Raw genomic sequence first — 13,768 nt, 5'->3', positions numbered from 1 at the left:
CTCCCGTTTCACTGGGAGGCGCCCTTGCGAACATCGGTGCGGCCGAGCGTGGCGGGCATGAGCCCGTTGCAGCGCCTCTCGGCCTGTGAGACCGAGCGTATCAAGATCTGACGCCGCGCCGAACGCGTACCGCGGCCACCGGAGCGGCCCGCGGCCGGGCGCGGTCGCGTCAGGGCGTCTCGGCGGCGAGCCGGCGCGCCTGGTCGCGGCCCACCTCGGCGGCCGCGTCGAGGTAGTCGGCGATGTTCCGTAGCTGCTGGTCGGTGTAGCGCTCGAGTACCGCGCCGAACGCCTTCCCCGGCATCTCCCACGCCGCCGCCACGCGGGCGGCGGCATCGGGGGCGAGGGCCACGAGGGCCTTCCTGCGGTCGTCCGGATCCGGCCGCCGCTGGACGAAGCCGGCCTTCTCCAGACGGTCGACCAGCCGCGACGCGGAGCCGGAGGCCAGGCCGGTCAGCTCGGCGATCCGGCCGGTCGTCACCGGACCCGGCTCGAGGTCCAGCAGGGCGATGCACTGCACGTCGCGCGTACGCATCCTATCCGGATCTCGGAAGGAACCTCGGATCCGGCGCCGTCTCCCCCGCGAGCGTCCCGGTGCCGCCGTCATCCTCATCCGCCGCGGCCTGGGTGGCTCATGCCGCGCAGCGCCCCGCACACCACCGCTGAAAGGGATCACGACAATGACCGTTCTCGTCACCGGAGGCCGCGGCGCCGTCGCCCGCGCCCTCATCGGACTGCTGCGCGAACGCGGCATCGCCGTCCGTGCGGCCTCCAGCCGGCCCGAAGACCCCGATACCGTGCGGTGCGACCTGACCGACCCGTCGACCTTCGCCGCCGCGCTCAAGGGCGTCACCTCGGTCCTCCTCTACGCCGAGCCGTCCCACATCGGCGCGTTCGCCGAGGAGGCCGCCGGGGCGGGGGTCGAGCACATCGTCCTGCTGTCCTCCTCGGCGGTCCTCGCCCCGGACGCCGCCGACAGCCCGGTCGCCAGGACGCACCTGGACGTGGAGAACGCGCTGACCGCCTCCGCCGTGCCGGCGACGACGCTGCGCCCCGGGTCGTTCGCGAGCAACGCGCTGGCATGGAGCCGCACCTGCGGTCGGGCCGGCCGATCAGCCTGCCCTTCCCCGGCTCCCACAGCGACCCGATCCACGAGAGGGACGTCGCCGAGGCCACCCTCGCCGTGCTCACCGATCCGGGCCTCGGCGGGCGCCCGTACACCCTGACCGGTCCGCAGTCGCTCACCTTCACCGAACAGATCGACATCCTGAGCCGGGTGACGGGCCGGCCGATCCCCGTCCGGCACGTCACCCGGGAGGAGTGGAGGTCGGAGATGGCCGAGCACATCCCGGCCGCCTTCGCCGACGCCCTGCTGGACTCGTGGGAGGCCAACGACGGCTCCCCGGTCGAGCTGACCGAGTCGGTACGGGAGCTGACCGGGTGTCCCCCGCGCACGTTCGCGACGTGGGCGCAGGACCACGCCGGCGACTTCCGCGTCCAGTGAGCGTCCGCGCGGGCCGCCCGGACGGCGGCCCGCGCCAGGGCTCGGGGTCGATCGGCGGGCGGTCTGGCCGAAGCCGGTCGCAGGAAGATCATCCGAGGTGGTTCACGCGACGATCACCCGGCATTAGGACGGATACGTCAGGATCCCGCCCCGGCGCCGTATCCCGAGCGCCCTTCGCCCGACCGATGAGGACGCCATGTGCCGTGACGACCGTTGTGAACACAGCCTTCCCGCGACTCCCCCGGCGACGGCCGCGGAACCGGGCACGGAGGGAGTCGACCGCCGCCGGCTGCTGATGGCGGCCGCCACCGGGGTCGCCCTCACGCTCGCCCCGGTCTCCTTCACCCATCAGCGGGCCGGCGCCGCCGTGACGGGCGCCACCCCGGCCGGCGACGGCCAGGAGACTCAGGTCGTCACGGGGCACCTGGAGACCGGCGCGGCGGACTTCGTGTACCTCCCGGTGCGCGTCCCGGCGGGCGTACAGAAGATCGCGGTCGAGTACTCCTACGACAGGCCGGCGGTCCCCGCCGGCACCCCCGGGAACTCCTGCGATATCGGGATCTTCGACGAACGGGGCAGCAAGCTCGGCGGCAAGGGCTTCCGCGGCTGGTCCGGCGGCTTCCGCACCTCGTTCGAGATCGCCGACGGCGAGGCCACCCCCGGCTACCTGCCGGGTCCGGTGCGGCCCGGCACCTGGCATGTCGTCCTGGGTCCGTACCAGGTGGCGCCGCAGGGCATGGACTACACGGTGCGGATCACGCTCACGTACGGCCGGCCCGGGCCCGCCTTCACGCCCGACTTCCCGCCGGAACGTGCCCAGGGCCGTGGCCGCGCGTGGTACCGCGGCGACGGGCACCTCCACACCGTCCACTCCGACGGCCGGAGGACGCCGGCCGAGGTCGCGGCCGGGGCCCGGGCGGCGGGGCTGGACTTCATCGTCTCCACCGACCACAACACCTCCTCGTCGCACGGCGTCTGGGGGCGGTACGCCGGCGACGACCTGCTCATCGTCACCGGCGAGGAGGTCACCACCCGGAACGGCCACTGGCTGGCCCTCGGGCTGCCGGCCGGAGAGTGGATCGACTGGAGGTACCGCTCCCGCGACGACGCCTTCGGCCGCTTCGCCCGGAAGGTGCGGCGCGCGGGCGGCCTGGTCGTGCCGGCCCACCCGTACTGCCCCTACGTCGCCTGCCAGTGGAAGTTCGGGTACGACGACGCCGACCTCGTCGAGGTGTGGAACGGTCCGTGGACCTACGACGACGAGTCCGCGGTCGACACCTGGGACGCCATGGTCGGGGAGGCGGTGCGCAAGGGCGGGCGCTGGATCCCCGCCATGGGCAACAGCGACGCCCACAGCGAGCCCCAGGTCATCGGGCTCCCCCACAACGTCGTCTACGCCGACGACCTCACCACCGGCGCCGTCCTGAGCGGTCTGCGGGCGGGCCGGTCCTGGATCGCCGAGTCACGGGCGGTTCAGGTGGACTTCGCGGCCTCCGGCGGCGGCCGGCGCGCCGGCATCGGCGGGACGCTGACCGCACCCGCCGACACCCCGATCGACGTCCGCCTGGACGTCCAGGGCGTGCCGGGCGGCACCGTCCGGTTCATCACCGACGAGGGCCAGCTGCATCAGGAGTCGCTGCCCGCCTCCGGCTCGGGCAGCGTCGTCTGGCGGACCACCACGTCGCTCGCCGCGTACGTACGCGCGGAGGTCCGCCATCCGATGGCGGACGGGAGCCCCGGCAAGGGCAACACGATGGGCCCGGCGCTGATGTGGGGCCCGATGGCGGCCCTGACGAACCCGATCTTCCTGCGGCGCTCCGGCTCCTGACGCGGCCCTCCTGCCGCGCCGATGGCATCTCCAGGCCGGCCGCCGGAAGCGCGTGCTCGTGAACGGATTTCCCCGTCCAGGGGCCCCACCCACTGGTCTACGAACCGAACGCGAGCGGCCGCGCCACCACGACCGGCCCGGACGGCGGTCCGAACTCGACCGTGTGCCCATCGGCTGCCACATAGATGACGCGCAACCCGAAGACGGCCGCGGCCGCGGCCAGTGACCTGTCGTCCGCCTCGCCCGTGGCGACCGGCGAGGTCAGCGCGGCGATGAAGGCGCGCCTTTCGTCGTCCGTGGCATCGGCGGGCATGCCCACGGCCGGCCAGAACCGGCGTTCGCCCGGGGCTCGGCCCAAGTCGGCGGCGAGCGCGTCCGCCAGATACACCCGCAGCGACTCGGCCGGCGACGGTTGCGGTGTCGGGGCCGGGTCCGGGGAGGCGTGGGCGGCCGGGCCGCCACTGCCTCGGCCGAACCGGTGGACGCGCTCGCCGGGCTGTTCCGCGTCGGCCGGCTCTGTCGCCGACCGCTCCGCATGTTCCTGTTCCTCGCCCGGCACCTCCTCCGGCTCCTCGGGTCTCGGTGACAACGGCCGTGGGCCGGTCGGCTGCGTCGTGGCGGGCGGCCCTGTCTCCGCCTGGTTCTCGACGGGAACGGCGCCTGCGGCGCTCTCGGTCTCCGAAAGCCGTTCGGTCGCTTCGGTCGCTCGGGTCTCTTCGGTGTCCTCAGCGTGGATCGAGAGCGTCTCGGTCGTACGGAACAGCAGGTCGCCGACGACCCAACGGCTGCCGGACGGGCCGTGCACCTCCACGACGGCGACGGCGCGGGCGCGGTGACCGGTGAGTCCGGAGCCGTCGGCGCCTTCCTTCGCGGTGCCGAACCTCAGCGTCGCGCGGCGCTGACTGGAGATGCCGACGATCTGGCCGATATTCTGTCTGCCGCCGAGAAGAGGGATGGACGCGCTGCCGCTGTTGGTTCCGCCGGCGTCCGAACCCGAACCTCCGAAGGCCAGCGAGACGGTGGTGGAGTCGTCCATCTGGTCGGTGAACCCGTCGGTCGAAATCTCGACGCGGTCGATGGCGACGTCCTTGCTGGTGGTCTCCGGACGGGGGGAGTACAAGGTGATCCTAAGCGAGGTGCCCTTACCGCCGGAACGCCCGAGGAAGGCGGCGATGGCGGCAGGCTCGAGCAGAGTGAGCCGGTTGCTGGCGATGAGGTGGTTGAGCCGCAGGAACATGCCCTCGGCCGACTGGAAGGTCAGCGGGGTCGGATCCTGTCCCAACGACGGGTCCACCTCGCGCAGCGCTTGGCCGAGCTCTTCGATCGCGCCGAAGTCGTAGATCGTGAACGGTCGTGAGGGGACCCACTGCGGACCGGACAACAGTGCGCGCACATCGGCGGGAGGCTCCTCCGGGTCGATCTGCACGACGTGCGTGCCCGGGGCGGGTCCGGAAGTGGCGGTCGGGTCGAAGGCGTACAGGCTCGGCATGACCGGTGCCGCACGGTGGCCACCGTCGACCGGCGCCTCATCGGCGTCGAACCGCAGAGTCACCGACGCCGGCAGCAGACCGGTGGCGTGACTGACGGGACGCGGGAGGTGCCGAAGCACCGGGTCGAGCAGGTCGAGGACGCCCGTAGCCCGCCCGGCCCACACCGGAGCGCTCTTCAGGCCACGAAGCCCCGCAGCGACCAGCTTCACCAGAAGCGCCTCGTTCAGCGGGCGAGAGCTGATGGTCCACCCATAGACATACGGCACCTCGTTGAACTCGGCGCTGTTGGAAGTGTGCCGCCAGGCCCGCAGTTCGCGGGAGGATGTTTGGGCGCTGGTGATGGTGGTCTTGTCGGACAGGCGGAGGTTCGGCTGGATCTGGCCGCCGTTGACCTGGCCCACCGGCGCGAAGTCCACCTCGTGACTCGTGGTCCGTGTGGTGCTCACCCCGGTCGCGCCGGGCACCTTCAGCGCCGCGCCGTCACCGCTGGAGTGGCCGAAGACGTTGTCCACACCGGAGGTCGGGTCCACCAGCCGACCGCGTACCTGTGTCAGGTCGGCGGTCGGCTTGGGACGGGCGAAGAACGTCACCTCCACCAGCCGGGGCCCGAAGAACGCGGAACGGTGGACGAAGTGGAAGGCGGTGTGCCCGTGCGGTCCGGCGTTGGGCAGGGTGGGCACACCAGGGAAGGACGTGTGCTCGTTGATCTGTGTCGCCACCCCGGGCAGGTAGTTCGGGTGACCCGGCCGGGTCACTCCCGGAGCCTGCCGCTCCACCGCGGCGACCACGCTGTCGTAGTAGACGTCCCTGCCGCCGTGCAGGTGGGCCTCGGTGACCGTACCCGCACCCATGGCTCCGCCACCGTCGATGTACCACGAGGGCAGCATCCGGTCCCGTGGCCGGCCCTCGGCGAGCGTGGGGAAGTCACCGATGGCGAGCAATTCGGGGTGGTTACGCAGATCATTGTCGACGAGCTTGAATTCGATCCCGTCGGGCACCTCCACGACGCGGGTGCGCTCCAGAGCGGGCCCGCGACGCAGCGTGCCGACGACGACGTTGCTCAGCGCCCGGCGGACGGTGACGACGAAGACCAGGTCCCCGGCGAGCCGGTGGGACCGTGTCGTGTCCTCCGTCGTTATCCGCCACACACCGGCGTTGTCGTTCACCACCGTGCCGTCGGTCGTCGATCGGTCGAACTTGTACGCGCCGGCCGGGTCGAAGAATCGGCTCGCGGTGCCGTACTGACCGGCCGCCGTCGCCTCGAGGTGATGCGCCTCGGTGAGGGAGTCGGCGGTCATGGAGGTATTGGTCGACTGTAGCCACCGCTCGAGGTCGAGGTTCGGCGGCTGCGGCAGCAACCGGACGTTGGTGATGTACGCCTTCACCTCGACCGTGATGTCGGTCCCTGCGACGGCGCCGGCCGCGGGACCGCCTTCGATCAGGTACTTGCCGTTGACGACACGCCATGCGTGCGCCAGAAGGTGGTGGGGGGACAACGCCATCTGGATCACCCGCTTGACCGCCGACTCCCCCTCCGTGGTCGGCTCCCCCACCACCAGTCGCCGCAGGAACCGCCACGTACTCGCCGCCCCGCGCCAAGGCAACCCCCCGGCGGCCTCGACCGCGGACATGGCCATACCGGCGAGCACACCGGCCCAAGGCGTTACGGCCGGCGCACCGACCTGCGCCTCCAGATCGGGTTCCGTGTCGGCATCGTCACGCGGCCATGCGCCGGGCATCGGCGGCAGCTCGGCCTGCCCCGCGGCGCGCTCCAACTCGGCTGCTTCATCCTCCAAGCCGTCGACCATGGCTTGTGTGATCTCGATCAGCGGCTGGCTGCCGTCCATCCGATCCGGCACGGCGGTGTCGGGCAGACGTAGCACGCCGCCGTGGTAGATGTGGCCGTCTCCGGGCAGGGCCAGACGATTGATGTCTTCTTCCGTCAGGTCGCGGACGGTCACCACTCCGGAGTCGGGGTCGGTGGACGGCTCGGTGAGCGTACGGTACGTCGGAACCGCCAGCTCCGCGAAGCCGTCCGCCTCCGCAGGCTCGGGAGCCGGTCCGTCGCTGTAGGAGAACATCATTCGGTGGGTGACCGGGACACGGAACAGCTGAAGCCCGTCCTCACTGGGACTGAGCTCGTAGTACTCGAGACCGGTGCCGGAACCGGCCCCCGTCACCTTCGCCGTCTGCCGGCCGTAGGTGTACCCGCCGGCCAGCCGGTTCAGCGGTTGAGTGCTCTCCGTACTCTTGAACGGGTTGGTGACCGAGCCGATGACACCGGCGTTCCATCCGAGCGGCACGGAGGTGAACTGCTCCTCTCTACTAAGAGTCGAGCCGATCCAGTTGAGCGTCTGCACATCCGGCAGCGTCCGGTAGTGCTCCACCCCGTCATTGGCGTCCTGCCCGGTGTACCGGCGTACGGTCATCAGCTTCACCGTCACTCGCCGCACACCCGATATCCCCGGCAGCTCGAACGTGATGTCGACGCCGCCCTGGATCGACTCCTTCAACGCGGAGAGCGACCCCAACCGCGATCGCGCCTGGTCCAGTTTGCGCTTGTTGCTCAGCCGACTGTCCTGGACGGACCTTTCGGTGCCCTTGTCCAGCGCCTCCCTCAAAGCGGACTGCGGCGGCAGAAAACCGTGCTCACTAAGCCACTGCTCCAGCTGAATGAACAACGACTCCGTGCCGCCGACCCGCAATGGCGTCGTGGACACCCCGAGCGAGCGCAGATGCACCAGGTGCGCCGGCAGGTACCGGGGCCGCGTCGGCGCATGCCCGAGGGCCGCCAGCGACGGCACCAGCATGGTCACCGGATACCGCTGCCGCGCGTCGGCCAGCGGCGTGCCGGCAGCCGGGCGCACTTCCGCACCGGCCGGACGTACCAGAGTGATCCGTAGCCTCGCCTGCGGAGTCACCTGGAAGAACCGCCCGACCGCTCGCAGCGAGCTCACCGTCCGTGCGCTACCACCCCAACCCAACGTGTGAACGAACGTGTGATTCATACCGGCCTGGAAGGTCGGCCCGCCACCGATACCGGCCACTCCGGTCTCCGGGTCCGGCGCACCCCCGAACGAAAAACCCGGAATCGGCAGGTTCACGCCCAGCGCGTTGGTCACCGAGGAACTGCCCTGCATCTTCAGCGACCGCAAGAGATAAGTCTCCACCACCGCATTCGACGTCGTCGGCCCTGTGATCCGGTCTTCTGCGTCGAAGTCCTCGACGCTGAACTTCAGATACCCGATCACGCTCCCGGATTGCGTGTACAAGATGGGCGACGGCACCGACCCATCCCATGCCGACGGCAGATTGGATCGGAAGTTACCCTCGCCGAAGAACTCCTTCAGCATTTTTCGCGACCCGTCGGACAAGTCACTCAGATGGCCGCGGAAGGAGGCCATGACATCGGCGAACAACCGGTCGTGGTCGGGGATGTTCAACACGCCGTACAGCGGTAGCTCGCTCATCAGCCGCGTCACCGGCGCCGGCACGGTGGCCGGATCGTTCGGATTCGGCGTGGGCAGGGTCCGCGGCGCTTCCGACAGGTACTTGGGAACCCACACCACCAAGTTGTCGGGAGAAGGCTCCTCCACCGCTCGCCAACCGTCCTCCGGGACCCGGCCGGCCAACAACTCCGAGGTCGTGTCCCCCAGCCGAAACTCCCATGTCGGCCGATACTCATGGGGGAAAGCAGAGTCTTTGTCGCGCATGATGATCAAATGCTGGACGGTCGCACCGGTCGTGACCACGCTGCCGGCCTGGTTGTAGGCCACATTGATCTGCGGGCTGACCGCCACCCTACGCAGGACGCCTTCGGTGTCGAAGGAGTGCGTGTACGCCACAGAACCCGGCCGGAGCCCGCTCACGGCAGCGGTGTCGTCCGTCTCAACGCTACCGGCGCCCCAGCGATTCAGCGTCACAGGCGGCCCACCGTCGGGCATCAACTCCATCTGCGGATCCGCCTTGCCCACATACTCCAGGTAATACCGCAGCGAGACCGGTTCCCGATGTCCGTCGTACTCCACCCACAACTGCATCCCCGACGTGCTCGACAAGTCGGACCACTCGGCGCTCAGCAGACGACTCGTCAGCACACGCTCCACCTCGGCGCGGAGCCGCGCGTCCGGCTCCGCGCCGCTCCGCGTATCGTCTTCCGGCCAGGCGCCGGGCAGCGGCGAGGATCGGGCCTGCTGCGCCGCACTCTCCTCCACGAAGCGCACCAGATGCCGCCGCAGGTACTCGACCGTCCGCTGGGGCACCGGAGCGAGGACCTCCAGGCCCCGCGCACCGTCCTGCCGCGTCCCGAAAACCGTGACGGGATGGCTCGCCTGGGCGATCTCCTCCTGCCGGCCGACCAGAGCATTGAAATCCGCCAAGCCCCCCAGACCATCATCGCGCGACTCAACCGAATCAGAAACGGTCGCTGACGGCGTGTTCCGGGAGGAGACCGGATGCGCGGGCTTTTCACCCCGCGCGCCGCTCGGGCCGGCGGTGCTCACGCCGCGCGGCTCAACGTCGAGATTGGCGAGAGTCGTCGCCGGGCCGCTCTGTCCTCTCCCGGACCCGGCAGTCGGCACGGTGACCGCCGAAGCGGACCCCCCGCCCTCAGCGAGTCGTATGGTCTGCCGGGCCACCGGGACCGACTCCCCCGCCTGGGCGGATGCGCGTGCCTCACCGAGGGCGGGCTCCACACCCTGCTCGGTGACCGGGGCAGGCTCGCCGACCTGGGCGGGCTGCACGTCCAGCCGCGCGAACGGCACTGGCGCCCGCGTTGGAGCCGGGTGTGCGGCCGCCGGGGTGGACGGGGGATCCGCCGGATTCGTCGTCGTACCGGCGGTGATCGGATCTGCGGTCCGCGGGACGGCGGGAAGGGTGACGGGAGCCTCGGGCCCGGCCGGTTCGGGCCCGGCGGCCTCAACTCGCTCGCCTCCACCCGCGGCCTGGGCAGACATCGGCCCCTCGGCCGGCGACCCCGGTTCGGCGTTCTCCTCACCGGACTTCGTACCGGGTGCCCTGAGAACTCCCTTCTTCAGCTCGTCCAGCGCGATCTCCACGCCGGCACGCCGCAGCGGAAGCCGGACCGACGATTCGAGATCGAGATACAGCTGCGGCAACCGCTCCCGCAGCCGCGCCGCGGTATCCCCCGCGACCCGCACATGATTGCGCTCGAGCTCCTTGCGCACCTCATGCCATAGAACCTGCAGCTCATGTTCATCCAGCCCGGCCGTACCGCTCACCCGCCACGGGCGTGACAGTTCATCCGCGGCAGGCAGCTGAGCGGTAGCGGGAAGCGGATCGGCCGGGGCCGACACCTGCTCCGCGGCCGGCGCAAGAGCCTGTCCGCCGGAGAGCAGGCCGAGATCCTCTGGCGAGTCGGCGTGCCGGTCGCTCCCTGCATCCCGCGTTCCACCACGGAGATCACCCGGCGCCCCACCGCGAAGACGGCCCCTACCGCCCAGCCTGAGCCGATCGCCGGCCGCCGACCGCACAGCATCCCTATCCGGAGTCTCGAAGCGACCCGCCTCGTCCAATCGCCAAGTGCGCGGTCTGTCGCCCTCCGCCGATGCCGGTGGCCGGTGCTCCACCCAGCCGCGAGTGCCGGACGGACCTTCCAGAGGGGTCAGGACTCGGCCGCCGAGACGCCCGGCGAGGCGTTCGGCGAACGACGGCGCGCCGTCGGGCCCACGAGTCCCGGCACCGGGCACGTTCAAAAGCAGCGGGTGGCTCGGCTCGTACGGCGTGTTCTTGCCGATCCACAGTGTCAGCTGCTCCAGATCCCGGGCATGACCGTTCATGGAGACCGTGGACGAACTCGGGTCGAACTCGCCGTCGATCCACACCGCGCCCGACACACTGCGGGAACCGTTCTCACCGTCGATCCGTAGCGCGCCCGACACACTGCGGGAACCGTTCTCACCGTCGATCCGTAGCGCGCCCGACACAATGCCGCGAAAACCGTTGATTCGGCGAGCGGGCTGGGACGTGGAAGGTCCGCCGGTGCTCGGCGAACCGGCCGACGATCGGGACGGGACGACTGGGTGCCCGGAGCCGGCCTCGGCCGGCGGTCGCCAGGTGGCGACCGCTCGCCCGGTCTCCTCAATGGCCGTCACGACGCTGTTCACCAAGGACTCGGAATCGGGCAGGACCGGCCCGACCTCGGTGTCCTGACCGTACGGCCCGTAGGTGTGCCAGCCGTCGTAGTTCTCCCTGATCAGTTGCGGTGCGCCGTCCGGCCCTTGTTCGATCCTGCCAGCGATCAGGTCACCGGACGGCCAGGCGACGAAGTCACCCCACGGCGCGGTCACCGGCGCGCCGAGGAGGGAGGCGACTCTCGGAGCGAACGCACGGGCGTCCCCGGCCAGCAGGACGACAGGCAGACCCGGCTCATAGCCCTGCTGGTTCCGGACCCAATCCGTGAATTCGGCCGGGTTCATGCGCCGGGGTTCACCCTCGACAAGGATCAGGTTGTCGGTAGGCAGAACCCGTCCGACGATCACCAGCGCGTCTTGGCCGGGTGGCAGGAGCGTGGGCTCGTCACCGGCTGAGGACGGCGAGTTCTCTCCTGTTCGTGGTGCGGGCTCCCGCCCATCATGGGTCGCTGACCGCGGACGCGGGCTGGACGAAGCGTCAACCGTCTGATGCGAGTCCGGGCCGCCGGTCCTCGGCGTCGAAACCGCCGGTGACCCTCTCGTGCCGCTACCAGCCGCGAAGGAGGCGTGCGACCTGGCACCCGCGTCCGAGGCGGGGGTTTCGTTCCCGCGTGGGGGTGAAGAGGTCCCCTCACTGTTGTCCGCGTCGGTCTTTGTGCTGCCGCCGCGTGAGGGCGCGTCGTCCTTCGGGCGCACGGTGCCTGGTTTCTTGCCTCCGCTCGTGGGTGAGGGTTTCGGATCCTTCGAGCCGAGCAGCCGCTCGAACGCCTCGGCGCGTCCCGCGCTGTCCGGGTGCTCCGACGAAGAACCGACCTCCCGGCCCTTGCCCGAGAACGAATCCTTCTTGACCGCGGACGTGGCCGCACCGGAGCCTTCAGACGACGTGGGCGATGAGACACCGCTCTGGGTCTGCGTCCGGGAACCCTCTCCCCCCGGCCGGGTGACGGAACCCGATTCCCCGGCCCCGCTCCCGTCTACAGGCCCCGGGTTGCTCCGGTCGAACGCGTCGGCGCTTTCCGTGCCGTTCGGGCGCTCCGACGAAGGATCGGCCTCCCGGCCCTTGGTCGGGGACGGATTCTTCTTGACCGCGGGCTTGGACGAGGTGGCACCGTGGCTCGCCGCACCATCGTCGGTGAACGTCCGGACGCCGCTGTGGGTCTGTGTCCGGGAACCGTCCGTCTTCGGCCTGGTGGCGGTGCCTTTGCCCCCGCCACCTGGACCACCGGAACCACCATCGAAGCCGCCGCCGCGGAAGCCGGCCGACTCCTGCTCCCCATGGGTGATCCGACCGGTGTCGGTGTCGAACCGCAGTTCACCGGCAGAGAACTCACTCGGCCCGGAAAAGGCCAGCGAACCGTCCCTGTTGACGTACGGCTTGGCCGTGCCGTCACCGCCGGAGACCGAGAACGTCGTACGCGTGACCTTGCCGTCATTCGGGGAGACCCTGACGACGTCGACCTTTCCGCCACTGACCTTAATCGGCTGTGGCCTGCCATCGGGACCGATGCGGTAGTAGGTCCGTCCCTCCGGCTCCCCGGCCTTGCTCCCGGAGGCGAACGACTCGACCTTCTCGTACAAGCCGGTTCTCGGGTCGCGGACCAGCACGGCATCCGGGTCCGAACTGCCCGCCGGCTTCCCGTCCAGCCGTTTGCCCGGCCCGGTGATGATGCGCTCGACCTTCGGAGCACCGGCCCCGAACGGATGCCCGTCATGCCAACCGTCCCGGCCGCCGTCACCCAGCTCGTGGTACTGGTTGCCGTCGCCCTTCGCCCCGTCCGGCGGCGGCACATCCGCCGGACGACGCCGATAGGTCAACAGGTCGAAGTTGCCGCTGCCGTCCCGACGAAGAACCTGGTACGCCCCATCCCGAGGCGACGTGGCCGCCGGCTTGGAATGAGCGGTGACGTTCCCATTCTTGAAGCCGGCCGGCTTGGGAGGAAGGTCGACAACGTCCCACTTCCCATCGGCCGAATCGTGCGTGGCCACACGTTCATGCGGATCACCGGCAGGTCTGAGAGCAGCACCGCCCTTCCCCGAGAAGAACCCGCTACCCGGAGTGACCTTCCCGCCGACAGGCTTGACGTTCACGACCTGGTCATTCGGACCCAGGGTCGTCTCCTTGGCCGCGCCGGTCGCCGGATCGACCTCGTAATACCGATAACGACCGGCCCCATCGGTGCCACTGCCGCCCGCACCGGTACCCGCGTCATCAGCGGGCCGCGCCGAAGCCGGCGGGTCGCCCACAGGCGGACCATCCAGCCGATGACCAGGCGCGATATCGACCAGATCCGTATCGCCCGTCCACGAATCCGTGCGGAAAAGTTGCCGTGCCACCGGCACAGGCGACGTGCCGGTGCCCTCACCCCGCCGTGCGACGAACGGCGGCTGCTGTGCACGGGCGGGTCCGGTTCCGCGAGCCGCCGGATCCGAACTTGGACCGTTGCGCTCCCCTCCACCGGCCGCGCCCGTATCCCGCTGACCATCGGAGGACGAAGCCGCCGGACCGCGCCCGTTCTTGACCGCCGCATTCCTCGCCATGGCCGCGTCCCCGGCACGCTTCGCAGGCGACGGATCCGAAGACGTCTGGTGCTCGCCGCCCGGCGCCTGGTCCTTCTGTCCTCCCGAAGAACCGACGCCCGCGCCGTCGGCAGAACCGGACGTCGACGGCGGCTGCTTCGCAGAAGACGCCGACGTCGCACCGTCCTCACGTCCCGCCTCGCCGCCGGCCGGCCGCCCCTCACTCGACGCCGGACCGTTGCGCTCCCCTCCACCGGCCGCACCCGCACCACGCTGA

At 70.5% G+C, this 13,768-nt stretch carries 5 protein-coding genes and 1 riboswitch; of the genes, 3 read left to right on the top strand and 2 right to left on the bottom strand.

Going from position 1 to position 13,768, the window contains the following annotated elements; translation table 11 throughout:
- Window positions 1-9: 9 nt before the first annotated feature.
- A riboswitch (S-adenosyl-L-homocysteine riboswitch) is annotated at window positions 10-86 on the bottom strand.
- An 83-nt stretch (window positions 87-169) separates the two neighbouring features.
- Window positions 170-535, bottom strand: coding sequence for a MarR family winged helix-turn-helix transcriptional regulator (locus NE235_RS32940; protein WP_252810004.1), 366 nt, complete (start codon window positions 533-535; stop codon window positions 170-172).
- Window positions 536-680: 145 nt separating this feature from the next.
- Between NE235_RS32940 and NE235_RS32935 the strand changes: the two genes are divergently transcribed.
- From NE235_RS32935 to NE235_RS32925, 3 genes are all read left to right on the top strand, one after another.
- Window positions 681-1,226: an SDR family oxidoreductase gene (locus tag NE235_RS32935; protein WP_252810002.1), complete on the top strand. Its 546-nt coding sequence runs from the start codon at window positions 681-683 to the stop codon at window positions 1,224-1,226.
- Complete coding sequence (locus NE235_RS32930; protein WP_252810000.1) at window positions 1,184-1,504, top strand: Rossmann-fold NAD(P)-binding domain-containing protein; 321 nt, start codon at window positions 1,184-1,186, stop codon at window positions 1,502-1,504. Before NE235_RS32935 ends, NE235_RS32930 begins: the two co-directional genes overlap by 43 nt.
- A gap of 196 nt (window positions 1,505-1,700) precedes the next feature.
- Window positions 1,701-3,332, top strand: a complete 1,632-nt coding sequence (locus tag NE235_RS32925; RefSeq protein ID WP_252809998.1) for a CehA/McbA family metallohydrolase — start codon at window positions 1,701-1,703, stop codon at window positions 3,330-3,332.
- Between the two features lie 97 nt (window positions 3,333-3,429).
- Here the strand turns inward: NE235_RS32925 and NE235_RS32920 are convergent, their stop codons facing one another.
- Window positions 3,430-13,308, bottom strand: a complete 9,879-nt coding sequence (locus tag NE235_RS32920; RefSeq protein WP_252809996.1) for a hypothetical protein — start codon at window positions 13,306-13,308, stop codon at window positions 3,430-3,432.
- Window positions 13,309-13,768 lie beyond the last annotated feature (460 nt).

This window comes from Actinoallomurus spadix (assembly GCF_024055725.1).
GTDB classification, from domain to species: domain Bacteria; phylum Actinomycetota; class Actinomycetes; order Streptosporangiales; family Streptosporangiaceae; genus Actinoallomurus; species Actinoallomurus spadix.
The sequence above is the reverse complement of the archived record's forward strand: the minus strand, read 5'-3'. Positions and strand labels throughout refer to the sequence as shown.

Bases quoted from the DNA above. Each gene is read 5' to 3' on its own strand.
- NE235_RS32940 (WP_252810004.1), bottom strand. From the start codon at position 535: ATGCGTACGCGCGACGTGCAGTGCATCGCCCTGCTGGACCTCGAGCCG.
- NE235_RS32935 (WP_252810002.1), top strand. From the start codon at position 681: ATGACCGTTCTCGTCACCGGAGGCCGCGGCGCCGTCGCCCGCGCCCTC.
- NE235_RS32925 (WP_252809998.1), top strand. From the start codon at position 1,701: ATGTGCCGTGACGACCGTTGTGAACACAGCCTTCCCGCGACTCCCCCG.